Genomic DNA, 23,886 nt, shown 5'->3' with positions numbered 1-23,886 from the left:
AATGCTGATTTGAGTACTGCAACCGTGCCGAACGTCGCCGGCGCCATCGAGACGATCGAGTCCCATCTGCACCCCGAGCCGAGCTTCGACGTCGCCAAGCACCCCATGCCCACCGGGCGTGAGGAGATCTGGCGGTTCTCGCCGCTGAAGGCCCTGCGCCCCCTGCTCGCCGAGGGCGCGCCGCTCGGCGGGCTGGACTGGGCCGGTGAGCTGCCCGCCGGCGTCGAGATGCGCAAGGTCCCGGCGGCCGAGGCCCGCGAGCGGGCCATCGAGCCCCCCGTGGACCGCGTGGCGGCCATCGCGTCCCAGCGCACGGGCGACGCGGTGTACATGAACGTGCCCGCCGAGGCCGTCATCGACGAGCCCATCGTCTTCACCGCCACGGGCACGGGCCAGCAGGCGGCCGAGTCGCTGGTGGTGGACTTCGGCCGCCACTCCCGCGCCACCCTGGTGCTGCACTTCCAGGGCTCCGCGCAGTACGCCTCCAAGTACGACTTCCGGGTCGCCGACGGCGCCGAGGTCAATCTCGTCTACGTCAACGACTGGGACGGCGACGCCGTGCACGGCGGCCAGATCACCGTCGAGGTGGGCCGCGACGCCCGCGTGCGGACCATCCACGCCTCCCTGGGCGGCAAGGCCATCCGCATCGCCGAGCGGGCCATGTTCGCCGGCCCCGGCGGCGAGATCGAGCAGTTCGGGATCTACTTCGTCGAGGGCGGGCAGCACGTCGAGCACCGCATGTTCGTCGACCACAACGCCCCGCACACCAAGAGCAACGTGGACTACCGCGGCGCGCTCCAGGGCCACGGCGCGCACTCGGTGTGGATCGGCGACGTCCTCATCCGCAAGGTCGCGCTGCAGATCGAGACGTACGAGTCGAACAAGAACCTCGTGCTGACCGACGGCTGCCAGGCTGATTCGGTGCCCAACCTCGAGATCGAGACCGGCGAGATCGCCGGCGCCGGTCACTCGTCGACCACCGGGCGCTTCGACGACAACCAGCTGTTCTACCTCATGAGCCGCGGCATCACCGAGGACGAGGCCCGCCGGCTCGTCGTCCACGGGTTCTTCAACGACATCATCCGCCGCATCGGCGTGCCCGCCATCGAGCAGAAGCTGCTGGCCCAGGTCGAGCGCGAGCTCGAGCTAGTCCACGGCAGCACCGCGACGAAGGACCACGAGTGAGCTACACGACGGTGGCGCACGTCACCGAGCTCAACGAGGACAAGCCGCTGGCGGTGGACGTCAACGACGACCTGAGTGTCGCGCTCGTCCTGCACCACGGCCGCGTCTACGCGATCGAGGACGAGTGCAGCCACGGCAAGGTCAAGCTGAGCGACGGGGACGTCGAGGACAGCACCATCGAGTGCTACCTCCACGGCTCGACGTTCGACCTCGAGACCGGCCGTCCGCTCAACCTGCCCGCCACCACCTCGGTTCGAGTGTTCCCGTGCCGCATCGAGGGCGAGGACGTGCAGATCGACGTCACCACCCCCACCACCGACTACTGATCACCCTCACCACATCCCAGGAGCGAAGACCATCATGTCTACCCTTGTCATCTCCGACCTCCACGTCGACGTCCTGACCGAGGAGGGCAACAAGCCGATCCTCAAGGGCGTGAACCTGACCGTCCGTCCCGGCGAGATCCACGCCATCATGGGCCCCAACGGCTCCGGCAAGTCGACCCTGGCCTACGCCATCGCCGGCCACCCGAAGTACGAGATCACCAGCGGGTCGGTCACCCTCGACGGTGTCGAGCTCACGGAGCTCAGCGTCGACGAGCGCGCCCGCGCCGGCCTGTTCCTCGCGATGCAGTACCCCGTCGAGGTGCCCGGCGTGTCCGTGGCCAACTTCCTGCGCACCGCCAAGACGGCGCTCGACGGCGTGGCTCCTAAGGTCCGCACCTGGGTCAAGGACGTCGAGGGCGCGCTCGGCCGCATGCAGCTCGACAAGACGTTCTCCGCGCGCTCCGTCAACGAGGGCTTCTCGGGCGGCGAGAAGAAGCGCCACGAGATCGCCCAGCTCGAGCTGCTCAACCCGAAGGCGGCGATCCTCGACGAGACCGACTCCGGCCTCGACATCGACGCGCTCAAGATCGTGTCGGAGGGTGTGAACCGCTACTCCGCGCAGGGCGACCGCGCGGTGGTCCTCATCACGCACTACACGCGCATCCTGCGCTACATCGAGCCGACGTTCGTCCACGTGTTCGTCGACGGCCGCATCGTCGCCGAGGGCGGCAAGGAGCTCGCCGAGAACCTGGAGGCCACCGGCTACGAGCAGTACGTGAAGGCCGCGGCGAACGCCTGATGCTCGACATCGCCCGGATCCGCGACGACTTCCCCATCCTGCAGCGCAGGGTGGGGGAGCGGCCGCTGGTGTACCTCGACTCGGCCAACACCTCGCAGAAGCCGCGTCAGGTGGTCGACGCCATCGCCGAGCACTACCTGCAGCACAACGCCAACGTGGCCCGGGCGATGCACCTGCTGGGCGCCGAGGCGACCGAGGCGTTCGAGGGGGCGCGGCGGGCGGTGGCGGCGTTCATCAACGCCAGGCGCCCCGAGGAGATCGTGTTCACCAAGAACGCGTCCGAGGCGCTCAACCTCGCCGCCCACACGCTGGGTTCCCGCCTGCGGCCGGGCGACGAGGTGGTCATCTCCGTGATGGAGCACCACTCCAACATCGTGCCGTGGCAGCTGGCGTGCGAGCGCAGCGGCGCCACGCTGCGCTGGTTCGACGTGACGGACGACGGCCGCCTGGATCTCGAGGGCGCCGTGCGCGAGGACCTCATCAACGAGCGCACGAAGGTCGTGTCGCTGACGTGGGTCTCCAACGTGCTCGGCACCCGCAACCCGGTGGCGGAGATCGCCGCTCAGGCGCACGCCGTCGGGGCCGTGATGGTGGTCGACGCGTCGCAGGCCGTGCCGCACCAGGCGACGGACGTCGTCGCGCTCGGCGCTGACCTCGTCGCGTTCACCGGGCACAAGATGTGCGGGCCCACCGGCATCGGCGTGCTGTGGGGCCGCTACGAGCTGCTCGCCGAGCTGCCCCCCTACATGGGCGGCGGCGAGATGATCGAGGTGGTGGAGATGAGCCGATCCACCTACGCGCCCCCTCCGCACCGCTTCGAGGCGGGTACCCCGCCGATCGCGCAGGCCGCCGGGCTGCACGCCGCCGTGGACTACCTGACCTCGGTGGGCATGGACGCCATCGCCGCGCACGAGCAGGACCTGACGACCTACGGCCTGGAGAAGCTCGGCAGCATCGACGGCCTCGTCATCCTCGGCTCCACGGAGGCGGTGGACCGCGGCAGCGCGCTGTCGTTCAACCTCACGGGCGTCCACCCGCACGACGTCATGCAGGTGCTCGACTCCCGCGGCATCGCCATCCGCGGCGGCCACCACTGCGCCCGCCCGCTCCACAAGCGCCTCGGCCACCAGAGCTCGACCCGCGCGTCGTCGTACCTGTACACCACGCGGGAGGAGATCGACGCGCTGGCCGATGCGCTCGTGTTCACCCGCGACTACTTCGCCCCGCGGTTCGGAGGCTGATCATGAACATCGACGAGCTCTACCAGACGATCATCCTCGATCACTACCGCGAGAAGCACCACTCCGGGCTCCGCGAGCCCTACGACGTGCAGGTCCACCACGTGAACCCGTCCTGCGGCGACGAGCTCACGCTGCGGGTGCACCTCGACGGCGACACCATCCGTGACATCTCGTACGAGGGGGAGGGCTGCTCCATCTCGCAGGCGTCCACCTCCGTGATGACGGACCTGCTGATCGGCGACTCGACGGCCCACGCGCTGGACCTCCACGACAAGTTCCTGGAGATGATGCAGAGCCAGGGCCGCATCGAGCCCGACGAGGAGGTGTTCGAGGACGCCATCGCGTTCGCCGGCGTCTCCAAGTTCCCCGCCCGGGTCAAGTGCGCGCTGCTCGGCTGGTCCGCGCTGCGCGACGCGACCCTCCAGGCAACCGCCCACCAGTCAGACCCCTCTCCCGCTGGTTGAGCCGGGCGCGCGGCGTCAGCCGCTCATCCGTGTCGAGACCCTCGTCACCCACTAGGAGCACCATGTACACCCCAGAACAGCGGCCCAGCGATCTCGTCAAGGACGAGCTGCCGGAGGTCGATCTCGCCCAGCCGACGGCCCCGGTGAGCGCCGCCCCGACCGAGGACGAGATCCTCGAGGCGATGAAGGACGTCGTCGACCCTGAGCTCATGGTCAACGTCGTCGACCTCGGCCTCGTCTACGGTGTCCAGGTCGACGAGCACGCGAACGCGACGATCGACATGACCTTGACCTCGCCGACCTGTCCGTTGACCGACAAGATCGAATACGACACCAAGTATGTGCTCGACGGATTGGTGAACTCCGTGACGATCAACTGGGTGTGGCTGCCGCCGTGGACGCTCGAGGCGATCACCGAGGACGGCCGCGAGCAGCTGCGCGCGATCGGCTACAACCTCTGAGCGGTCCGGGCCCTTCTCTCAAGGCCAGGGCGTGAGCCAGCACGACCCGGCCGTCGCCGAAGACCGGGAGCAGGAACATCAGGTGTGCCAGGTAGAGCCAGCCGACGGCCGGCGACAGGCCCGCGGCGAGGCTCCCGAGTCCGACGAGGGCCGCGGCTCCGGGGCCGGCCACAGCGGCCACCACCGCGCGTTCGGGGGTAAGGTCGCCGACCGGGGTGACGGAGATCCGCCACCATGTGCGCTCCACCGCCACGGAGCTGCTCCCGCCGCGCGAGAGAAGCACCGCGACATGACCGCACTCGTGCACCACGAATGACCCCAGCGCTCCGATCACCAGGACGAGCGTGACCTGCCAGGCCAGTTCGTACAGCCAACCAGCTCCCGCGCCGAGGTGGGCGGCGACGGCCAGCAACCAGAAGCCCGCCGTCGCGGCCACCAGCGGCCACCCGGCCAGGACGACGGCGCGGGCGACGGCGACCAGGGCCGACGTCACGCGGCGCCGCTGAGCAGCCCCGCGCGGTAGCTCTTCAGCCAGCGGAAGATCACCACGGTCACGAAGACGAAGCCGGCGACGACCAGCGTCGAGATCAGCAGGGGCCAACCCGAGGCCACCCCGACGTTCATAGTGAACGCGTCGGCATCCAGCGGCACCGTCTCGAAGAACACCGCGCCGAAGAAGCCCTCGACCCGGCGCCCCACGTCGGGGGTGGCCGCCATGAGCCCGAGCAGGCTGAACGCAGCGAGCGCGACGGTCGTGACGAGTCCGGCGACGAGGCTATACAGCGAGAGCTTGAGGTACGTCATGGCGACTCCTTGTTTCGTGAACGTGGATGGACCACACGCTGACCACGGCGGCCAGCGCGGCGAGGGCGGCAAGCAGCGGCACGGTGGCCGCGGCCGGGAGTTGCAGCAGGCCCGTGAGGATCCCGACGAACGCCAGGATCAGTGCCAGGACCAGCGACCCGAGCAGGGCGCTGAAGGGGTTGTCGTTCTCGGCCGGGAATGCGGACCCGACGAGGACGGCGAAGACGACCGCGGCGACCGTACCGAGGAGCGGCTCGGCGGATCCGGCGAGGAGCTCGGGCCGTGCGAGGGCCAGCACGCCGAACCCTGCTGCCAGGAACACCCCGACGACGGCCGTCTGAGAGCCCAGCATGCGTAGCCAGATCGACCAGGGGCCTCGCTCGGGATGCAGGATGCGCAGGGCGCGCGTGTTGCCGTAGTGGTACATCCCGGGGAAGGACAGCAGCGCGGCGGACCACAAGGGGTGGACCGACGCGGTACCCGCGAGATAGGCGAACAGTGCCCCCGCCAGCGACACCCCCAACCACAGGTGCTGATTGCGGACCGCGTACGCGAGGTGGACGCCCCACGGACCCGACGTGCGCACCGGCAGGGCGAGATTGACGAAGCGGTGGTGGCTCGGGTGCGCGTTCGGGGCGGTGAGCACCGCGGCCAGGGCGAGCACGGCCACGAGGCCGGCCGCCCCGAGGACGTAGGCCCACGCCCCGTACGTGTGGAGGAGCCAGGGCATGAGGTTGAGCCCGATGAGGGCGCGGCCGCCTGGGGCGTCGGGCAGCGACACCGCCCCCACCAGGGATACCAGCCGCGCATTGAGCCACAGCAGGGCGGCGAACGTCACCAGCAGCAGGACCGTGGAGCGGACCCGGCGCAGCCCGAGCAGGGTGAGGAGGAGGTCGCCGGCGTTGTGCGCGATGGTGACCACGAGATACACGACGACGCCGGTCACGATCGGGGTGGTGGCGAGCAGCACCCCGCGCGGCCCGAGGATCATGGTCGACGCGATGCCCATCGCCGCCATGAGGACGGCCGTGATGAGGACCAGGGTGGTGGCCTCGAAGGCGAGCAGCGCGCCGCGTCGCTCGCGGTGACTGACCGGGAGCTGGGCTGTGAAGTCCAGCACGGCGGAGGCCCCGCCCACCAGCAGCCGCAGGGCCATGAAGATGCCGAGGACGATCATCGTCACCGACACCGAGGTCAGGTCGAAGACGTAGCGCCAGACGCCCAGCTCCGAGCCCACCGGCCGCATGAACTGGTAGGCCACCACCGCCGCGCCCACCACGAACGCGACCATGGTGAGGAGGATGAGGGCCCGCGCCGCCCAGGAGCGCAGCGGCCCCATCGCGAGGGCGCGGCGCGAGAAGTACCGGGCGAGCATGCCCGTGCACGCCGCCACCCGGGTGAGGCTCCCGATCACTGGAGGGTCCGCTCGTCCAGGTGGGACATCACCAACGCCGCGACGTCGCGGCCGGACGCGCGCAGGTCGTCGAGGGTGACGTCGCTGATCACGTGCCCGAAGTCGAGGAAGACGATGCGGTCCGCGACGCGCTCCAGCATGGCGAAGTCGTGGGAGCACAGCAGGACGCCCAGCCCCTCGGACCGCATCCGCAGCAGCTCCTTCTCGACGAGGTACAGCGCCTCGATGTCGATGCCGTTGAGGGTCTCGTCGATGACGGTCAGGGGGCGCCGGTTGAGGAAGGCGGAGATCAGCTGGGTCTTCTTGCGCATGCCGTGCGAGAAGTCCTCCATGAGATGCGGCAGGCGGCCCTTCATCCCGTAGCGGTCGAACAACGCGGCCGCGGCCGCCCGGTCGACGCGCGAGCCGTACAGGCCGGCGAGCAGGTCCAGGTATTCGGCGGCCCGGAGGAACTCTGGCAGATGGTCGTTGCTCGAGAGGTACTGCGCCTGCTGCCGCCCGGAGCGGAGGCGGTGCGGTGCGCCGTCGATGGTGATGGAGCCGGTGCGCAGCTTCAGGAGGTCGAAGATCAGGGTGATGAGGGTCGACTTCCCCGACCCGTTCGGGCCGACCAGACCGACGATCTCGCCGCGGCCCACGTGGAGGCTGACATCGTGCAGGACCCGGGGGCCGCCTCCGTAGGCGTAGCTGACGCCCGACACCTGCAGCACGTGCGAGAGGTTCATGATGCTCCTTACGTGGGGGAGGGGCGGGCCGGAGGTCCCGGCCCGCCCCGGGGGGTCAGCGGAAGGACGGGATCAACGGCGGCACTCGAGGGCGACCTGCCAGCCGCTCTTCCAGTACCAGTTGCCGGTGAACCGACCCTTCTGGTTGACGACGCACCAGATGGCCATGCCGGCGAGCAGGGCGGCGGCGAGGGCCATGGGTGGCGCGCCTCCGGTGTCGCCCTCGGACACCATTCCATCGCACGGATCGCACCACGTCACGGGTGCGGCGGCGAGATGTCGCCGAAGGTAGATCAGGCCTGGCCGGAAGGTAGTCCCGGCAGGTCAGCGCCCCGCAGGATCCGACTGCGCGACCTCGTACCCGTGCGGGAGACGCACCCGGACGTGCCACCAGCCGGCGTCGCGCACGACCCGACAGGTCCCGCGCAGCAGCCCGGCCCGCTCCTCGATGCCGATGAGGCCGAGGCCGCGCGGATTGACGCGCGAGGCCGTCGTGCGGTTGCTGAAGACCGCGATGAGGTCGTCGTCGTCCTCGGTGATGGACAGGTGGCACTGCGTGCCGGCGGCGGCGTGCTTGATCATGTTGGAGGCGGCCTCGACGGTCACCTTGGCCAGCGTCGTCGCGCGAGCTGAACTCACCGGGCCGATCCGCACCTCGGTGGTCGCCATGAACCCATGGTCGCGCAGGCGCTGCGCCTGCTCCTCGACGGCGGCGGCGAGCGTGTCGGCGTCGGCGAGGGGACCGACGAACCCGGGTGGGGGTCCGTCGTGCTCCCGCAGCGTGGAGAGCAGTTGACGCAGGTCGTGCGCCGACGAGGAGCACTCCTCCGCGATCCGGCCCAGCCCCGCGCGGATCTCGTCCGTCACCTCCGCCGACAGCGCGAGCATGTGGGCGCGCATGGCGGCGTGGGAGAGGGTCTGGGCGACGGTGTCGTGCAGGTCCCGCGCCAGGGCCGCCCGCAGTTCCGCGACGCGCTCGTCGGCCACCTCGCGCTCGCGCAGCACGCGGCCGGCGGCCACCCGCCAGACGCTGCCCGCCCCGATGGCGAGCGCCGCGAGCACCAGCACGAAGGCCGCGGAGATGAGGTGGTCGCGCAGCGACGTCGACGAGTGCCACACCATCGTGGCGTACGCCGAGCAGCTCAGCAGCGCGACGAGCGGGACCTTCCAGCGCAGGTCCAGCCGGATGGCTGCGAAGACGTTGATGAAGCTGGCCAGGCCTGCCACGCTGACGTCGGCCGCCGGCAGGGCGAGGAAGGACAGGAGCGAGGCGACCGTGAGCACCGAGGCCACGCGGGGCACCATGGCCGAGAGCCCGGCGCCCAGACAGAGCGTGAGGGTCAGCAGGCGGGCGGGCAGCCCCTGGTCCGGCTGCACGACGAGCGCGAACGCCAGCGCCAACACCGCCATGGCGGGCTCGGCCCACCGGGTGTCGACAGAGGGCGCCGCGCTTGTCATGCGGCGAGTCTAGGACGTCTACCGGTGCGGGCAGAGGTACGGGATGAGCAGGCAGTACCACTGGTGCGTGGGTGCCAGCTGCCGCGCCAGGCGCTTGATGAGGGGGCGGTGGAAGGTGGTGGTCGTCGTCACCAGGGCGATTGCGTCGGTCACGGTCGGGTCGGCGAGATGGTCGAGCATGCTGTGTCCTTTCGTCGGGCTCCGCCGGCGACGCTAGACGCCCGGGACGGTCATCACGCCGGGCCGGCCGACGAGCGAATGGCCGATGGTGGACACATCATCAACTTTCGTCTACGCCCGATCAGTCGTCCACCAGCCCCCACTCGTGGGCCTGAGCGGCCAGCGCCGCGCGATTGGGCTTGCCGAGCCGGCCGAGCAGGCGGCTGACGTAGGTCTTGACCGTGCTCGGCGCCAGGTAGAGCTCGTCGGCGATCTCGGCGTTGCTGCGGCCGCGGCCCACGAGGCGCATGATGTCGCGGTCGATGCGGCTGAGCGACGGGGGCGGGGCAGAGCGCGCCCGGCCCGACGCGAGGATCTTCGCCACCAGCTTCGGGGACACGAGGGCGTCCCCGCTGAAGGCGCTGCGCACGCCGTGCAGGATGAGCCCGGGGCTGTCGGACTTCAGCAGGAAGCCGGACGCCCCCGCGGTGAGCGCGCGGTGCATGACCCGGTCGTCGCCGAGCGCGGTGAAGCAGACCACGCGCATCGTCGAGGGTGGCGCGGTGAGGCGGGCGGTGAGCTCGATGCCGTCGAGCGTCGGCAGGTGGATGTCCACGATCACCACGTCTGGCTGGAGGCGGCGGGCGAGGTCCAGTGCCTCGGCGCCGTCGGAGGCGCTCCCGACGAGTTCGATGTCGGCCGTGCGCGTGAGGTAGGTGGCGATGGCCTGCTGCGCCAGAGGGTCGTCCTCGGCGAGCACGACCCGGATCGGGGGCGCGACAGTCGGCTGCGTCATGTCCCACAACCTAGGCCAGGACCCCGTTCAGGGATTAGCCTTCTGACCACGGACAGGACTCAACAACTCCGGGGAGGCGACGATGCCCACGTTCACGACTGCCGACGACGTCCGGCTGCACTACACCGACACCGGCGGCCGCGGCCGGCCGCTCGTCCTGGTCCACGGCTGGCCGCTGTCGGGCGAGGCGTTCGCCCGCAACATCCCCGCCTTCGTCGAGGCCGGCCTGAGGGTCATCGCGTACGACCGGCGCGGCTTCGGCCGCTCGGACAAGCCCGACACCGAGGTGGACTACGACCTGCTCGCCGACGACCTCGCCGGGCTCATCGGACATCTCGACCTGCACGGCGCCGTGCTGCTCGGCTTCTCGATGGGCGGGGGAGAGGTCGCGCGCTACTTCACGCGGCACGGGTCGTCCCGCATCGCGGGGGCGGTGTTCTCCGGCTCGATCACGCCCGCGCTGTGCATCACCGACGACAACCCCGACGGCGCGATGCCGTTCGACGGGTTCCAGGGCATGGCCGACCAGTGCGCCGAGGACCGCGACGGGTTCCTCGAGCAGTTCGTCACCTGGTTCTACAGCACCTCCGACGGCGGCCTCCAGGTCGACGACGACGTGCGGGCCCGCGCGGCGGAGATCGCGCGGCAGTCCGACCCCCGGATGGCCGTCGACACCATCCTGCTCTGGGCCACCGACCTGCGGGCCGACTGCCGCGCCATCGACGTCCCCACCCTTGTCATCCACGGGGACGGAGACATCAACGTGCCGATCGACAAGTCCAGCCGGCGGATGGCCGACTACGTGCCGGACTCCGAACTGGTCGTGATCCACGGCGGCCCCCACGGCGTCAACGACTCGCACGCCGAGCACTGGGAGCGCGAGATCATCGGGTTCATCGGCAGCGCTGTGGCCAGGTAGGTCCCCGCGGGCCGGCGGCGCTGAGCGTCCGCCTGACAGGGATATGCTCGGCGGGCGATGAACACTGATTCGAGGGCCGGACTCGGCTACGGCCTGGCGGCCTACGGCCTCTGGGGGCTCTTCCCGCTCTTCTTCCAGCTCTTCGGCCGGTCCGGTGCCGTCGAGGTGGTCGCGCACCGGGCTACGTGGTCGCTCGTGTTCTGCCTCGTCCTCATCGGCTTGCTCGGGCAGTGGCTGCAGCTGCGGGCGGCCCTCGCGGACCGCAGGCTCGTCGCGGCGCTCGCCGTCGCCGGAGGGCTCATCGTCGTCAACTGGGGGACGTACGTCTTCGCGGTCCTCAGCGAGCGGACCCTCGAGACTGCCCTGGGCTACTTCATCAACCCCCTGGCGGTCGCGGCGCTCGGGATCCTGGTGCTGGGGGAGCGGCTCCGGCCGCTGCAGTGGACGGCGATGGCCTTCGGGGTGGCCTCGGTGGTCGTCATGGTGGTCGGCTACGGCGAGATACCGTGGATCGCGCTGACGCTGGCGGGATCGTTCGGCCTCTACTCGCTGGTGAAGAAGGTGGCCGGCCGCTCCGTCGGGGCCCTGCCCGGGCTCGCGATCGAAACCGGCGCGGTCGCCCCCGTCGCCATCGGCTACCTCGGATACCTGGCCATGACCGGCCAGAGCACCGCCGACGGCGGCTACGCCCTGCTCCTGGCCGCCACCGGCATCGTCACCGCCGTGCCGCTCCTGCTCTTCGCCGCGGCGGCGCGGCGCGTGTCGATGGTCACGATCGCCATCCTCCAGTACCTGGCCCCCATCGGGCAGTTCCTCCTGGGCTGGCTGGTGTTCCACGAGCCGATGCCGCCCGCCCGGTGGGCCGGTTTCGCGCTCGTCTGGGCGGCGGTCGCGGTGTTCATCGCCGACGCCCTGCTCACCGGTCGCCGTCGCGCGCGTCTCCCAGCCTGACCGTCCCGGTTTGCCCTGCGCCCGCGCGCCTAGCAGACTGACCAGGTGCTACAGGTCAAGGACATCGAGGTGCGCGCGGGCGCCAGGCTGCTGCTGTCCCCGGTGTCCTTCCAGGTCATCGCGGGCGATCGGATCGGGCTCGTGGGGCGCAACGGGGCGGGGAAGACCACGCTCACGCGCATCCTGGCCGGTGAGGGCATCCCCGCCGGCGGGACCGTGAACCGCTCCGGACAGTTCGGCTACCTGCCGCAGGACCCGCGCTCCGGGGACCCGGAGCAGATCGCCCGCGACCGCATCCTGGGCGCGCGGGGCCTGGACCAGGTCGTCCGCCGCATGCGCCGCGCCGAGGAGGCGATGGCCACGGGCGACGGCGCGGAGCGCGACGAAGCGATGGCGGCCTACACGCGCGCCGAAGCCGCGTTCACCGCCGCCGGCGGTTACGCCGCGGAGGCGGAGGCCGCCAGGATCGCCGCCAACCTCGGCCTGGCGGACCGCATCCTCACCCAGCCGCTCAAGACGCTCTCGGGCGGCCAGCGCCGTCGTATCGAGCTCGCTCGGATCCTGTTCTCCGACGCCGACACCCTGCTCCTGGACGAGCCCACCAACCACCTCGACGCCGACTCCGTCGTGTGGCTGCGCGGGTATCTGCAGTCCTTCCCCGGCGGCCTCATCGTCATCTCGCACGACACCGAGCTGCTGCAGGCGGTCGTCAACAAGGTGTTCCATCTCGACGCCAACCGCGCCGAGCTCGACATCTACTCCATGGACTGGAAGCGGTACCTCCAGCAGCGCGAGACCGACGAGAAGCGGCGCCGCCGCGAACTGGCCAACGCCGAGCGCAAGGCGTCGCAGCTGATGGCGCAGGCGGACAAGATGCGCGCCAAGGCCACCAAGGCCGTCGCGGCGCAGAACATGGCCAAGCGGGCCGAGAAGCTGCTCGCGGGCGTCGAGGGCGAACGGCGCACCGATGCGGTGGCCAAGATCCGCTTCCCGGAGCCGGCGCCGTGCGGCAAGACGCCGCTGCGGGGTCACGACCTCAGCAAGTCGTACGGCTCGCTGGAGGTCTTCACCGCCGTCGACCTGGCGATCGACAAGGGCTCGAAGGTGGTCATCCTGGGGCTCAACGGCGCCGGGAAGACGACCATGCTGCGGCTGCTCGCCGGCATGGAGACGCCGTCGTCGGGCCGCGTGGAACTGGGGCACGGCGCCCGGCTCGGCTACTACGCGCAGGAGCACGAGACGCTCGACGTCAAGCGCAGCGTGCTGGACAACATGAAGTCCGCCTCCCCGAACCTCAACGACACCGAGGTCCGCAAGGTGCTCGGCTCGTTCCTGTTCACCGGCGACGACGTCGAGAAGCCCGCCGGGGTGCTGTCCGGCGGCGAGAAGACCCGCCTGGCGCTGGCGATGCTCGTGGTGTCCGCCGCCAACGTCCTGCTGCTCGACGAGCCCACCAACAACCTCGACCCGGCGTCGCGCGGCGAGGTGCTCAACGCCATCCGCACGTACGCGGGCGCCGTCGTCCTCGTCACCCACGACCCGGGAGCCGTGGAGGCGCTGGAGCCGGACCGGGTCCTCGTGATGCCCGACGGCGTCGAGGACCTCTGGAGCGACGACTACGCCGAGCTGATCGATCTCGCCTGAGCCCGGACGCTGCGCGTCCGGAGATCCTGGCGACGCTGCTGGAGGAGCGCCGGACCCCCACCTTCAGTGAGCCGGTCACCGGCACCTCGTACCTCGACGGCTGCAAGGTGCTGTTCGAGGAGGGCTGGATCATCGCTCGGTTCTCGGGCACGGAGCCGCTGCTGCGGATCTTCTGCGAGCTGCCGGACCAGGCCCGCGCCGACCGGGCGTGCGAGGAGTTCCGGGCGTTCCTGGGCCTGTGACGCCGGTCAGCGGATGCGGCTGACGGTCGCCTCCCACGGCTCCATGACGTCGCGGCGGGGCCCGCCCATCACCGGCACGATCCTGCCGCCCACGTGGGGACGCTTGCGGCGCTTGGACGACGTGTTGCACTCGATGAGGAACTTCTCGTCGCCCAGCGAGCGGATGTAGGCGAAGTAGAACTTGTGGTGCGGATGCACCCACCGGAGGGCGCCGATCGTGAGGGAGCGGTGCTGCCGGCGCAGCGCGATCAGCGCCTTGTGCCACGAGTACACCGAGTCCGGGTCGGCAACCTGCTCTTCGGCGGAGAAGCCCGGCTCGTCGTCCGTGCCCACCAGCCACGGCGTGCCGTCGGTGAAGCCGCCGTCGCGGGTCCAGCGCATCGGGACGCGCGAGTGGTCGCGGGAGCCGGCGAGGATCTGACCCCACGCGGCCTCGGGGGTCATGCCGCGCCCAATGAGGGCGTCGTGGCGGTTGATGGACTCGACGTCGCGGAGTTCGTCGACGCCGGAGAACTCCTGGTTGATCGCCGCGAGTTCCTGGCCCTGGAACAGGAACGGCGTCCCGCGCATCGTGAGCTGGATGGTGGCCAGCATCTTGCCGATGGCGGTGCGCACCTGCGGGTCGCGCTCCCGGCCCATCCCGAACTTGCTGAGCATGCGCGGGTTGTCGTGGTTGTCGAGGAACACCGCGATCCAGTCGTTGGGCGCCAGGTGGGAGTCGTAGGCGCGGTAGAAGCGCTTGAGGTAGTACAGCTTGTAGCGGTACGAGTCCCACCGGGTGTGGCCGGGGTTGTCCAACACGTCGAAGTTGAAGATCAGGTCCAGCTCGCCGCGGCCGTAGCCGCTGAGCAGCCGGCCCAGCTCCATGCCGATGCCCGGCGTCTCGCCGACCATCACGCCGATCATGTCCGGAGGCAGCGGTTCGCCGAGCGTCCCGTCGGGGAGGCGACGCCGCGGCGTCGACGCCGGGCGTTCCCGGCGCGTGAAGCCGTCGCGGCGCAGCCCGCGGAGGAACTCGTGCAGCCGGGGGCCGTAGAAGTAGTGCTCCACGCCCGTGAACTCGAGGAGGTCGCCGATGAACGGGTGCCCGTCCGGCAGGCCCTCCCGCTTCGAGATGTAGTTGATGACGTCGAGGCGGAAGCCGTCGATGCCGCGCTGCATCCAGAAGGACACGATGTCGGCCACCTCGTCGCGCACGTCGCTGTTGTCCCAGTTGAGGTCCACCTGGCCGTCGGCGAACAGGTGCAGCACCCACCGCTTCGCCTCGGGGATCCAACTCCACCCCGATCCGGAGAAGAACGAGGTCCAGTTGTTCGGCGGCGTGTCGGGATCGCCCTCGACCATGAAGTAGTAGCCCCCGTACCGGCCGTCGGGGTCGGCGACGGCCTGACGGAACCACTCGTGCTGAACCGAGGTGTGGTTGACCACCAGATCGAGGATCAGGCGCATCCCCCGCTCGTGACAGCCCGCGATGAGCTCGTCGAGGTCCTCCAGCGTGCCCATCTCCTCGTTGACTTCGCGGTAGTCGCTGACGTCGTAGCCCATGTCCTGGTTCGGCGACTTGAACACCGGCGAGAGCCACACGCAGTCGACGCCGAGGTCGTGGAGGTGGTCCAGCTTGCTGATGATCCCGCGGATGTCGCCGACGCCGTCGCCGTCCGCGTCGCGGAACGACCGCGGATAGACCTGGTAGAACACGGCCTCGCGCCACCACGGCGTCGGTTCCGGCGCCCGGCCCCGCAGCGGCCGGTCCGTCTCCTGGTTGACCAGGTCGAGCACGACGTCGACCATCCCGGGCCCGGTCAGCGGCTGCGTGAGCCGTTCCACCCAGCTCAGCTTGAGCCAGGAGATCAGGTGGATGAGCCGGCGGGGCAGGCCCGTCTGGAGCATGAGTTTGTCGATGACGTCGCGTCCCACCGGGTGCCGGTACAGGTGAGCGACGGTGTGACGCTTAGTGATCTGCGGCATGGGGGCCGCCTCCTCTCAGCTCGGCCACGATGCGGCCGTAGAACTCCTCGTCGAGCCGGTACCGGGCGCGGAGGATCAGGTAGCTCGCCGCCATCAGTGCCATCGGCAGCCCGAGCATGGCACCGCGGAGGATGCCGAGCCCGGCGTCGGTGACGTCGTCGGCGGTCCGGGCGACGTCGATGCCGGACCAGATCAGCGTGATGCCGACGATACCGCTCGCGACCGCGTTGCTGAGCTTGTAGATGAAGGGCTGCAGCGAGAAGGTCACCGATTCGTTGCGCCGGCCCAGCTTCCAGTGCCCGTACTCCACGGAGTCCGCGATGAACATCACCATGAGCAGCTGGATCGCGCCCTGTCCGGCGAACACCAGGACCCCCGCGATTCCCACCAGCAGCAGCGAGGTGCCCGACACCATGAACACCAGGTAGCCCAGGAGACACACGACAGTGGCCACCAGGTGGATCCGCCCGCGCGTCATGACCTTCGACAGGAGCGGGAACGCGGCGAGCGCGGCGATCTGCGACACCCCGAGGATGGCCGCGAACACGGGGTAGGCGCCCTCGTCGCCGTAGGCGTACTTGAAGTAGTAGAGCCCGAACGACGTGGTGGTGAGGTAGCCGGACATGAACGCCACCATCGCCAGCGTCACCCACAGCAGCTGGTCGTTGCGCGCGATGACACCGAACAGCTCCCGCAGCGGGGTCATCTCGGGGCCGGCCGGCACCTGCTCGCGCGTGAACAGCAGCGTGAGGGACTGGAAGGCGAGCATGAGCACCACGAGGACGGCGGCGAGTGTGAACCAGGCGGCCTCGGCCGAGCCGAGCAGTCCCTCCAGCGCCCGGGTGGCCGGCACCAGGGCCACGACCATGGCGAACAGCCCGACGTTGGCGCAGATCCGCGCGAGGACGCCGATCTTCTCCCGCTCTTTCTGGTCCTGCGTCAGCGAGGGCAGCATCGACCAGTAGGAGATGTCGTTGACGGTGTACGCCACCTCGTAGACGAGGTAGACGACGGTGAACAGCGCGACGTAGCTCCAGCCGTCGGCGCCCAGGTCCGCGAACATCAGCAGCGACGCGCCGCCCCACAGCACGGCGCCGATGAGGATCCACGGCCGGAACTTGCCCCACCGGGTGCGCGTGTTGTCGACCACGACACCCATGACCGGGTCGTTGACGGCGTCGAAGACCCGCATCGCCACGAGGATCACGGTGATGACACCGAGCTGCGCGCCGGAGATCTGCAGCACGTCGGTGAGATAGAACATCAGGTACAGCGACACCAGCGCCGCCAACATGTCGCGGCCGAGTGTCCCCAGGCCGAACCCCCACCTCGACGCCGCCATGGCCACACCCTAGGGCGTCGGGGCGGCCGTCAGGGGCGTACCAGCGTCACCACGTCGACGGCGGCTGCCACGGACTCCGCAGGGACCCCTTCGGGGAGGCCGTGGAACGCGTTGGGGCCCATCGCGATGAGGTCCGCCACGGCGTCGGCGGCCAGGTCGGCCCGCCAGCGCACCGGCCGCACGTGCGCGTCCCAACCCGGAAAGCCCGCCAACAGCGCGTCCGTCTTGTCGCCCGCCACGTCAAGCAGGCCGTGACGGGTGCGCAGGGCGGCGAGGTGCTCCGCGGTGGGCACGGCCACGACGACGCGCCCGCCCGGGGCGAGGACGCGGGCGAACTCCGCGGGGTTGCGCGGCGCGAACACGCACAGCACCGCGTCGACGGCGCCGTCGGCGACGGGCAGACCGGCCCAGGTGTCGGCGACGATGGCCGCGGCCCGCGGGTGCGCCCGTGCCGCCCGCCGGGCGGCGGCGGGGGAGACGTCGGAGGCCAGGCCCTCCGCGTCCGGGTGCGCATCGAGGGCCCGTGCCAGGTAGTACCCGGTGCCGGCGCCCACCTCCAGGATCCGGCCCGCGCCCGCCGTCGCCGCGGCGACCGCGTCGGCGAGCGGCGCGTAGTGGCCGGCGGCGAGGAACCGGGCGCGGGCCTCCAACATCGCGGGGGTGTCGGCGTTGGCCGGCGCCGCCCGGCCCAGCAGGTTGACGTAGCCCTGCCGCGCGATGTCGAACGAGTGGCCGGCGGCGCAGCGCAGCGCGCCCGGCGTGCGGGTCAGCGGCGCCGCGCAGTGCGGGCAGCGCAGCCAGTCCAGGCCGCTCACCGCGGGGGCGGTGGGGGGCTGGCGGGGCCCGCCTGCCGCTCCCGACGACGGTCGCGGAGGTCGGCGCGCACCAGCACCACCATGCCGATGACGCCGATGGCCGTGAACGCGAACCACTGGAGGGCGTAGCTGAGGTGCGGGCCCTCGTCCAGGGCGGGCGCGCCGAGCGGCCGGAGGTCTGGGGACTCGGCAGGCGTCGACTCCAGCAGGGCGACGTACCCGTTGACGAGGTCCTCGCCGAGCGCGCGGCCCAGGGCGTCGGAGTTGAGCAGACGGATCTGGTTCTCATGCGGCGTCATGGCGCCCTCGTCGCCGCGGTCGTTGCGCCGCACGAAGCCGGTGACCATGACCTCTCCCTCCGGCGGCTCAGGCAGGACGCCGTCGGGGTGACCGGGTTGCCGGGGGAGGAAACCCCGGTTGACGAGCAGCAGGTCGTCCCGGTCGGTCCGCAGGACCGCGACGGCCTCGCTGCCGTAGGCGCCGTCGAGGGACCGGTAGCGGACCTGGAACCAGTCCCCGGTGTAGGTGCCCGTGGCGGTGACGCGGTACCACTGGTCGTCGTCGTCGATCGTGCCCGTCATCACCTCGTGGTAGGGCGCGACGGGGAGGGCGCGGTGCGCCTCCACGATCGCGTTTGAGTCACGCCGCTCGTCGAGGCGGCGGAGCTGCCACTGGCCGAGCAGGATGAAGGTCGTGGCGAGGACCGCGGCGAAGACACCCATCGCGATCCACCGCTTCACCTGACGGCTCACTCGCCCTCCTCGACGCTGCCGGGGACGATCTGGCCGCCGCTGATGGCCGGCCGGGCGGGCTCGTCGGGGCGCACGGGAGGTGGCGGCCGGTGGTCGGCGTTGTTGGCGAACAGGACGGCGAACGCCGGCAGCAGGGCCGCGGCGGCCAGGGCCGCGATCTTCCACCAGCCGGGCACGACCAGGAAGGCCAGGAAGCACGCCGTGCGGACGCCCATGGTGATCAGGTACCGGCGCTGGCGCTCCTCCAGGTCCAGGGTCCGGCTGCGGCCGGCGCTGGTGATGAGCGTCGCGTCCGTCGCCTTGGCCATGCGTTCCAGCATAGTCCGGCGCCCAGCGGGCGGGCCGTCACCGCGGGCCCATGCGGTAGGTTGCTCCCGTGGCTGAATCAAGAGTCGTCCTCGTCACCGGGGGCTCCAAGGGCATCGGGCGCGCGATGGCCGAGACGTTCCGCGATGCGGGCTACCGCGTGGCGGCGACGTACCGCTCCGGCGGCGTCCCCGACGGCGTCCTCGGCGTCACCTGCGACATCACCGACCAGGGCCAGGTCGACCAGGCCTTCTCGACCATCGAGGCCGAGCTCGGCCCGGTGGAGATCCTGGTCGCGAACGCGGGCGTCACCCGCGACACGCTGCTCATGCGGATGTCGGACGAGGACTGGGACACCGTCATCGACACCAACCTCACCGGCACGTTCCGTGTGGTGCGCCGGGCGACCCGCCCGATGATGCGCAACCGCTTCGGCCGCGTCATCCTCATCTCGTCGGTCGTCGGGCTCCTCGGCTCTCCCGGGCAGATCAACTACGCCGCTTCGAAGTCCGCGCTGGTGGGCATGGCCCGCAGCCTGGCGCGCGAACTCGGCAGCCGCAACGTGACCGCCAACGTGGTCGCCCCTGGCTTCATCGAGACGGACATGACCGCCGTCCTGCCCGAGGAGACCATCGCCGGCTACACGTCGCGCATCCCCACGGGCCGCCTCGGCACCGTCGACGACGTCGCCCACGCGGCACTCTTCCTCGCCGGCGAACACGCCGGCTACATCACCGGCGCCGTCGTCCCCGTCGACGGCGGCCTCGGCATGGGTCACTAGAAAGGACGCCGCGATGGGTCTCCTCGAAGGCAAGAACATCCTGGTCACCGGCGTGACCATGCGCACCTCGATCGCGTACGCGGTGTGCGACATCGCGCAGCGGGAGGGCGCCACCGTCGTGGTGTCCGCCGCCGGCCGCGCCATCGCCCCCGCGCAGCGGGCGATCGCCAACCTCGACCCGGTGCCGGCGCTCATCGAGCTCGACGTCACCAACCCGGATCACCTGGCGGCGCTCCCGGAGACGCTCAGCGAGCACTTCGACGACGGCCTCGACGGCATCGTCCACTCGATCGCCTACGCCGACCCGGAGAAGGCGCTCGGCGGCGCGTTCCTCACCACCGAGTGGGAAACCGTCGCCAACGCCCTGCACATCTCGGCCTACTCGCTGCAGTCGCTCACCATGGCCGCCAAGCCGATCCTCAACCGCGGGGCCGGGGTCGTCGGGCTGACGTTCGACGCCCGGGTCAGCTGGCCGACCTACGACTGGATGGGCGTGGCGAAGGCGGCGCTGGAGTCGACGTCGCGGTACCTCGCCCGCTACCTCGGTCCGGACGGCATCCGCGTCAACCTCGTCGCGGCCGGGCCCCTCGACACGGTGGCCAAGAAGGCCATCCCCGGCGCGTCGTCGTTCAACGACATCTGGGGCCAGCGCGCCCCGCTGTCGTGGGACACGAGCGACGCCGTGCCGTCGGCCAAGGCCGTCGTGGCGCTGCTGAGCGACTGGTTCCCCTCCACCACGGGCGAGATGGTCCACGTCGACGGCGGGCTGCACTCGACCGGCGCCTGACAACCGGCCGGGCTTCCGGCACGCCGATCCTCGGGCACCCGGCGGGTCGGGTAGGTTGGTGGGCATGGCAGCGGTGGCGGAACTGGCGGGCGTGACGGTCCAGCGTGGTGGGTCCACGCTGTTGGACAACCTCAGCCTGGTGGTCGGGGAGCAGGACCGCTGGGTCGTCATCGGGCCGAACGGCGCGGGGAAGACCACGCTGCTGCAGCTGCTCGCCGCACAGCTGTATCCCACCGACGGCATCGTGGGGCTCCTCGGCGAGGTGGTCGGCACCGTCGACGTCTTCGAGCTGCGCCCCCGGATCGGGCTCACCTCCTCGGCACTGGCCGAGCGCATTCCGGACGCGGAGAAGGTCCGCGACGTCGTGCTGTCCGCCGCCTACGCCGTCGTCGGACGCTGGCGCGAAGAGTACGACGGCTACGACCTCGACCGCGCGGACCAGCTCCTCGGCTCGATGCGCATGGGCGGCTTCGCCGAGCGCACGTTCGGCACCCTCAGCGAGGGGGAGCGCAAGCGCGTCCAGATCGCCCGGGCGCTGATGACCGACCCCGAGCTGCTGCTCCTCGACGAGCCCGCGGGCGGCCTGGACCTGGCCGGTCGGGAGGCCCTCGTCGACACGCTCTCCGAGCTGTGCCTGGACGAGGACTCACCCGCGACGATCCTGGTCACCCATCACGTCGAGGAGATCCCGCTCGGCATCACGCACTGCCTGCTGCTCAGCGGCGGCCGGATCGTGGCCGCCGGGCCGATCGCCGAGACCCTCACCGATGAGAACCTCAGCGCCACCTTCGACCTACCCCTGACCGTCACCACCGACGGCGGACGCTGGAACGCCAGGAGCCGGCGGTGAACGAGCTGTTCGACTGGATCCAGGCCAACCTCTGGGCGGGCTGGGGGATCCTCGCGGCGCTGCTCGCCGCGGCCGAGCTGCTCACGATGGACCTCACGCTGCTGATGCTGGCGGCCGGCGCGGCCGCCGGCGGCGTCACCGCCCTGATCTTCCCGGGCCTGGTGTGGCTGCAGATCGTCGTCGCGCTCGTCACCGCGGTCCTCACGCTGTTCCTCCTGCGCCCCACGCTCCTCGACCGCGTCCGGCGTGCCCCGGGCTACCGCTCGTCACTCGACACCCTCGTGGGGGCCTCGGGCCATGCGACGGCGGCGATCACGCGCACCGCCGGGGAGGTCAAGGTCTCCGGGCAGGTGTGGGAGGCCCGCTCGTTCGATCCCAGCGTCACCATCGACGCCGGTGAGGAGGTCGAGGTCTTCGGCCTCGACGGCATCACCCTCATCGTCTATCCCACCCGTCGACAGCTCGGCAGCTAAGGAGCCCCACCATGCCAGACATCACCTTCTGGGTCCTCATCGCACTGGTCCTCCTCATCGTGATGATCCTCGCCGCGACGCTGAAGATCATCCGCCAGCAGCAGGTGGCCCTCGTCGAGCGCCTCGGCAAGTTCCGCAAGGCGCTCGAGCCCGGCCCCCACCTCGTCGTCCCCTTCTTCGACCAGGTGCGCTACACGCTCGACATGCGCGAGCAGGTGGTGCCGTTCCCACCCCAGGGCGTCATCACCGAGGACAACCTCATGGTGAGCATCGACTCGGTCATCTACTTCCAGATCGTGGACCCGGTGCGCGCCGCCTACGAAGCGCAGAACTACCGGGCGGCCATCGAGCAGCTGACCATGACAACCCTGCGCAACATCATCGGCGGCATGGACCTCGAGGCCGCGCTCACGTCGCGCGAGGAGATCAACCAGCGGCTCCGCGCGGTCCTCGACGAGGCCACCGGCAAGTGGGGCATCAAGGTCAACCGGGTCGAGCTGCGGGCCATCGAGCCGCCGCCCACCATTCGCGACGCCATGGAGAAGGGCGCGCGCGCCGAGCGCGAGAAGCGGGCACAGATCCTGCTGGCCGAGGGCCAGCGGCAGTCGCAGATCCTGTCCGCCGGCGGCGACCGCGAGGCCGCGATCCTGCGGGCCCAAGGCGACCGCGAGGCCCAGGTGCTGCGCGCCCAGGCCGAGCGGCAGGCGGCCATGCTCCGGGCGGAGGGCGAGGCGCAGGCCATCACCAGCGTGTTCGAGGCCATCCACGCGGGGCAGCCGGATCAGGCGTTGCTCGCCTACCAGTACATGCAGATGCTGCCGAAACTCGCCAACGGTGACGCCAACAAGATGTGGATCGTGCCCAGCGAGCTCAACGACGCGCTGAAGGGCCTGGGCCAGATCGCCGGTGGCGAGGCGAAGGACGTGCGGGAGTACGTGTCGAAGGCCACCACCCAGTTCCAGCGCCCCGAGAAGGTCGACGTGCACGCGGAGATCGAGGAGCAGGCGCAGAAGGACAAGAAGCGCTCCGACGCGACGGTGGAGAAGGCCATCGCCCACGCCCAGGCACTCGAGCAGACCAAGCTCGCCAAGCGCCAGACCGTGGGCCGGCCGGCGCTGCAGCAGGCGCCCGAGGCTGAGCCCCTCCCGCAGGAGACGCCGCCGGGCGACTCGCAGTAGAGGCGGTGGGCGCCTCCCGCACCCAGCGGGCGCTGCCCGTGAGATTCGCGTCGCGCAGTACGGCTGCCCAAACCCGGAGGTCCTCAGCCTGCGCCAGCGCGTCCCTCCCTGCCCAGGCGATTCGCCAGGACAGAACTGGCGAGAAGTTGGGCCTGGTGGAACAGCATGAGCGGGATCACCAGGACGCCGACCGTGGCGCCGCCGAAGAGCACGCTCGCCATGGGCACTCCCGTGGCCAACGACTTCTTCGTGCCGCAGAACATCAGCGCGATCCGGTCCTCACGCGGCAGGCCGAGCCGGCCGCCCAGCGTCCACGTGAAGACGAACATGAACGCCAGCAGGCCGAGGGCCGCAGGCACGAGCAGAGCCAGGTCGAGTGGCTGAAGCTCGCGCCACACGCCGGAGACGCGGAGCTCGGAGAACGCGCCGTAGACGATGAGCATGATGACCGCCTGGTCGAGGAACTTGAGCCTCGCGCGGTGGCGGGCCATGAACCCGGCGGTGGCGAACCTCGACAGCTGGCCGAGGACGAACGGGAGCAACAGCTGCACCACCACGCCCCACACCTGCTCGAACCCGATGGATCCGCCGCTGGCGGTGGGGATGAACAGCATCGCCAACAGCGGCGTGAGTCCCACGCCGAGGATGTTCGACGCCGTCGCCGACACCATGGCGGCGGGCACGTTGCCGCCGGCGAGCGACGTGAAGGTGATCGACGACTGGACGGTCGACGGCACGAGGCACAGGAAGATCAGGCCGGCCCGGATCGGGGCGCTCAGCACGCCGTCGGGCAGGAACAGGAGCGGGGTGGCGAGCAGCGGGAACACGACGAACGTCGTCGCCAGGATCGCCAGATGCAGCTTCCAGTTCCTGAGGCCCGCGAGCGTCTCGGCCGCCGACAGCCGCGCCCCGTAGCCGAAGAACAGCACGAACACGCCCACCCGGGTCACCAGGTCCAGGACCTCGGCGGCGGACCCGCTGACGGGCAGCAGCAGCCCCAGCGCCAGCGTGCTCAGGATGATGACCAGCATCGGGTCGATCCGCAG

The 23,886-nt window shown here is 70.6% G+C and carries 28 protein-coding genes and 1 pseudogene; 15 read left to right on the top strand and 14 right to left on the bottom strand.

Features of this window, described 5'->3' with window-relative positions:
- Window positions 1-9 precede the first annotated feature (9 nt).
- From sufD to ACFQPD_RS11600, 6 genes are all read left to right on the top strand, one after another.
- A complete protein-coding gene (sufD, locus tag ACFQPD_RS11625) occupies window positions 10-1,185 on the top strand; it encodes a Fe-S cluster assembly protein SufD (RefSeq protein WP_068752524.1) in 1,176 nt (391 codons plus the stop codon).
- Complete coding sequence (locus ACFQPD_RS11620; protein ID WP_068752525.1) at window positions 1,182-1,511, top strand: non-heme iron oxygenase ferredoxin subunit; 330 nt, start codon at window positions 1,182-1,184, stop codon at window positions 1,509-1,511. The genes sufD and ACFQPD_RS11620 overlap by 4 nt, the downstream gene beginning before the upstream one ends.
- 34 nt (window positions 1,512-1,545) lie before the next feature.
- Complete coding sequence (sufC, locus tag ACFQPD_RS11615) at window positions 1,546-2,310, top strand: Fe-S cluster assembly ATPase SufC (RefSeq protein WP_353081661.1); 765 nt, start codon at window positions 1,546-1,548, stop codon at window positions 2,308-2,310.
- Complete coding sequence (locus ACFQPD_RS11610) at window positions 2,307-3,551, top strand: cysteine desulfurase (protein ID WP_385900885.1); 1,245 nt, start codon at window positions 2,307-2,309, stop codon at window positions 3,549-3,551. The genes sufC and ACFQPD_RS11610 overlap by 4 nt, the downstream gene beginning before the upstream one ends.
- A gap of 2 nt (window positions 3,552-3,553) precedes the next feature.
- Window positions 3,554-4,015: a Fe-S cluster assembly sulfur transfer protein SufU gene (sufU, locus tag ACFQPD_RS11605; protein ID WP_353081662.1), complete on the top strand. Its 462-nt coding sequence runs from the start codon at window positions 3,554-3,556 to the stop codon at window positions 4,013-4,015.
- Window positions 4,016-4,077: 62 nt separating this feature from the next.
- Window positions 4,078-4,476, top strand: coding sequence for a metal-sulfur cluster assembly factor (locus ACFQPD_RS11600; RefSeq protein WP_353081663.1), 399 nt, complete (start codon window positions 4,078-4,080; stop codon window positions 4,474-4,476).
- On the opposite strand, the gene ACFQPD_RS11595 is transcribed toward ACFQPD_RS11600, so the two are convergent.
- The 8 genes and pseudogenes from ACFQPD_RS11595 to ACFQPD_RS11560 form a co-directional block, all read right to left on the bottom strand.
- A complete protein-coding gene (locus ACFQPD_RS11595) occupies window positions 4,427-4,969 on the bottom strand; it encodes a hypothetical protein (RefSeq protein ID WP_385900825.1) in 543 nt (180 codons plus the stop codon). The genes ACFQPD_RS11600 and ACFQPD_RS11595 overlap by 50 nt on opposite strands.
- Entirely contained in the window at window positions 4,966-5,280 is a 315-nt protein-coding gene (locus tag ACFQPD_RS11590) for a hypothetical protein (RefSeq protein WP_068752531.1), read from the bottom strand. Before ACFQPD_RS11590 ends, ACFQPD_RS11595 begins: the two co-directional genes overlap by 4 nt.
- Window positions 5,252-6,694, bottom strand: a complete 1,443-nt coding sequence (locus ACFQPD_RS11585; protein ID WP_385900823.1) for a hypothetical protein — start codon at window positions 6,692-6,694, stop codon at window positions 5,252-5,254. Before ACFQPD_RS11585 ends, ACFQPD_RS11590 begins: the two co-directional genes overlap by 29 nt.
- Window positions 6,691-7,419 (bottom strand): ATP-binding cassette domain-containing protein, encoded by a 729-nt coding sequence (locus ACFQPD_RS11580; protein WP_385900822.1) that lies wholly within the window; start codon window positions 7,417-7,419, stop codon window positions 6,691-6,693. Before ACFQPD_RS11580 ends, ACFQPD_RS11585 begins: the two co-directional genes overlap by 4 nt.
- Window positions 7,420-7,491: 72 nt before the next feature.
- Window positions 7,492-7,617: pseudogene (locus ACFQPD_RS11575) on the bottom strand (hypothetical protein); the annotation flags it as partial.
- A 126-nt stretch (window positions 7,618-7,743) separates the two neighbouring features.
- Window positions 7,744-8,877, bottom strand: a complete 1,134-nt coding sequence (locus tag ACFQPD_RS11570; protein WP_385900820.1) for a sensor histidine kinase — start codon at window positions 8,875-8,877, stop codon at window positions 7,744-7,746.
- An 18-nt stretch (window positions 8,878-8,895) separates the two neighbouring features.
- Entirely contained in the window at window positions 8,896-9,057 is a 162-nt protein-coding gene (locus ACFQPD_RS11565; RefSeq protein ID WP_385900819.1) for a hypothetical protein, read from the bottom strand.
- Window positions 9,058-9,178: 121 nt separating this feature from the next.
- Entirely contained in the window at window positions 9,179-9,832 is a 654-nt protein-coding gene (locus tag ACFQPD_RS11560) for a response regulator (RefSeq protein ID WP_385900818.1), read from the bottom strand.
- An 82-nt stretch (window positions 9,833-9,914) separates the two neighbouring features.
- Here ACFQPD_RS11560 and ACFQPD_RS11555 point away from each other — a divergent pair, with 82 nt between their 5' ends.
- The 4 genes from ACFQPD_RS11555 to ACFQPD_RS11540 all read left to right on the top strand — a co-directional run bounded on the left by ACFQPD_RS11555 (window position 9,915) and on the right by ACFQPD_RS11540 (window position 13,588).
- A complete protein-coding gene (locus ACFQPD_RS11555; protein ID WP_385900816.1) occupies window positions 9,915-10,751 on the top strand; it encodes an alpha/beta fold hydrolase in 837 nt (278 codons plus the stop codon).
- A gap of 57 nt (window positions 10,752-10,808) precedes the next feature.
- Entirely contained in the window at window positions 10,809-11,702 is an 894-nt protein-coding gene (gene rarD, locus ACFQPD_RS11550; protein WP_385900815.1) for an EamA family transporter RarD, read from the top strand.
- 45 nt (window positions 11,703-11,747) lie between these two features.
- Window positions 11,748-13,346, top strand: coding sequence for a ribosomal protection-like ABC-F family protein (gene abc-f / locus ACFQPD_RS11545; RefSeq protein WP_068752539.1), 1,599 nt, complete (start codon window positions 11,748-11,750; stop codon window positions 13,344-13,346).
- Between the two features lie 107 nt (window positions 13,347-13,453).
- Window positions 13,454-13,588, top strand: coding sequence for a hypothetical protein (locus tag ACFQPD_RS11540; RefSeq protein WP_385900812.1), 135 nt, complete (start codon window positions 13,454-13,456; stop codon window positions 13,586-13,588).
- 6 nt (window positions 13,589-13,594) lie between these two features.
- Here the strand turns inward: ACFQPD_RS11540 and ACFQPD_RS11535 are convergent, their stop codons facing one another.
- The 5 genes from ACFQPD_RS11535 to ACFQPD_RS11515 are packed head-to-tail and all read right to left on the bottom strand — an operon-like array spanning window position 13,595 to window position 18,773.
- A complete protein-coding gene (locus ACFQPD_RS11535; RefSeq protein ID WP_385900810.1) occupies window positions 13,595-15,556 on the bottom strand; it encodes an alpha-glucosidase in 1,962 nt (653 codons plus the stop codon).
- Window positions 15,540-16,898, bottom strand: a complete 1,359-nt coding sequence (locus ACFQPD_RS11530) for a glycoside-pentoside-hexuronide (GPH):cation symporter (RefSeq protein WP_385900809.1) — start codon at window positions 16,896-16,898, stop codon at window positions 15,540-15,542. Before ACFQPD_RS11530 ends, ACFQPD_RS11535 begins: the two co-directional genes overlap by 17 nt.
- 29 nt (window positions 16,899-16,927) lie before the next feature.
- Window positions 16,928-17,713, bottom strand: a complete 786-nt coding sequence (locus ACFQPD_RS11525; protein WP_385900808.1) for a putative RNA methyltransferase — start codon at window positions 17,711-17,713, stop codon at window positions 16,928-16,930.
- Window positions 17,710-18,465 (bottom strand): SURF1 family protein, encoded by a 756-nt coding sequence (locus tag ACFQPD_RS11520; RefSeq protein ID WP_385900806.1) that lies wholly within the window; start codon window positions 18,463-18,465, stop codon window positions 17,710-17,712. The genes ACFQPD_RS11525 and ACFQPD_RS11520 overlap by 4 nt, the downstream gene beginning before the upstream one ends.
- A complete protein-coding gene (locus tag ACFQPD_RS11515) occupies window positions 18,462-18,773 on the bottom strand; it encodes a DUF3099 domain-containing protein (RefSeq protein WP_068752545.1) in 312 nt (103 codons plus the stop codon). The genes ACFQPD_RS11520 and ACFQPD_RS11515 overlap by 4 nt, the downstream gene beginning before the upstream one ends.
- Before the next feature lie 68 nt (window positions 18,774-18,841).
- Between ACFQPD_RS11515 and ACFQPD_RS11510 the strand changes: the two genes are divergently transcribed.
- The 5 genes from ACFQPD_RS11510 to ACFQPD_RS11490 all read left to right on the top strand — a co-directional run bounded on the left by ACFQPD_RS11510 (window position 18,842) and on the right by ACFQPD_RS11490 (window position 22,840).
- The gene (locus tag ACFQPD_RS11510) at window positions 18,842-19,552 is read left to right on the top strand and encodes a beta-ketoacyl-ACP reductase (RefSeq protein WP_385900805.1); all 711 of its coding nucleotides are present in this window, start codon (window positions 18,842-18,844) and stop codon (window positions 19,550-19,552) included.
- Window positions 19,553-19,565: 13 nt separating this feature from the next.
- The gene (gene fabI, locus ACFQPD_RS11505) at window positions 19,566-20,339 is read left to right on the top strand and encodes an enoyl-ACP reductase FabI (RefSeq protein ID WP_068752547.1); all 774 of its coding nucleotides are present in this window, start codon (window positions 19,566-19,568) and stop codon (window positions 20,337-20,339) included.
- Window positions 20,340-20,403: 64 nt separating this feature from the next.
- Window positions 20,404-21,189 carry an ABC transporter ATP-binding protein gene (locus ACFQPD_RS11500; RefSeq protein ID WP_068752548.1) on the top strand — a complete coding sequence of 262 codons (786 nt, stop codon included), beginning with the start codon at window positions 20,404-20,406 and terminating at the stop codon, window positions 21,187-21,189.
- Window positions 21,190-21,194: 5 nt separating this feature from the next.
- Complete coding sequence (locus ACFQPD_RS11495; RefSeq protein ID WP_385900884.1) at window positions 21,195-21,662, top strand: NfeD family protein; 468 nt, start codon at window positions 21,195-21,197, stop codon at window positions 21,660-21,662.
- Window positions 21,663-21,673: 11 nt separating this feature from the next.
- Complete coding sequence (locus tag ACFQPD_RS11490) at window positions 21,674-22,840, top strand: SPFH domain-containing protein (RefSeq protein ID WP_385900803.1); 1,167 nt, start codon at window positions 21,674-21,676, stop codon at window positions 22,838-22,840.
- Window positions 22,841-22,923: 83 nt separating this feature from the next.
- Here the strand turns inward: ACFQPD_RS11490 and ACFQPD_RS11485 are convergent, their stop codons facing one another.
- Window positions 22,924-23,871, bottom strand: a complete 948-nt coding sequence (locus tag ACFQPD_RS11485; protein ID WP_385900882.1) for a bile acid:sodium symporter family protein — start codon at window positions 23,869-23,871, stop codon at window positions 22,924-22,926.
- Window positions 23,872-23,886 lie beyond the last annotated feature (15 nt).

The organism is Tessaracoccus sp. O5.2 (assembly GCF_964266725.1).
GTDB classification, from domain to species: domain Bacteria; phylum Actinomycetota; class Actinomycetes; order Propionibacteriales; family Propionibacteriaceae; genus Arachnia; species Arachnia lapidicapta.
This window is presented reverse-complemented; position numbering and strand designations above follow the sequence as displayed.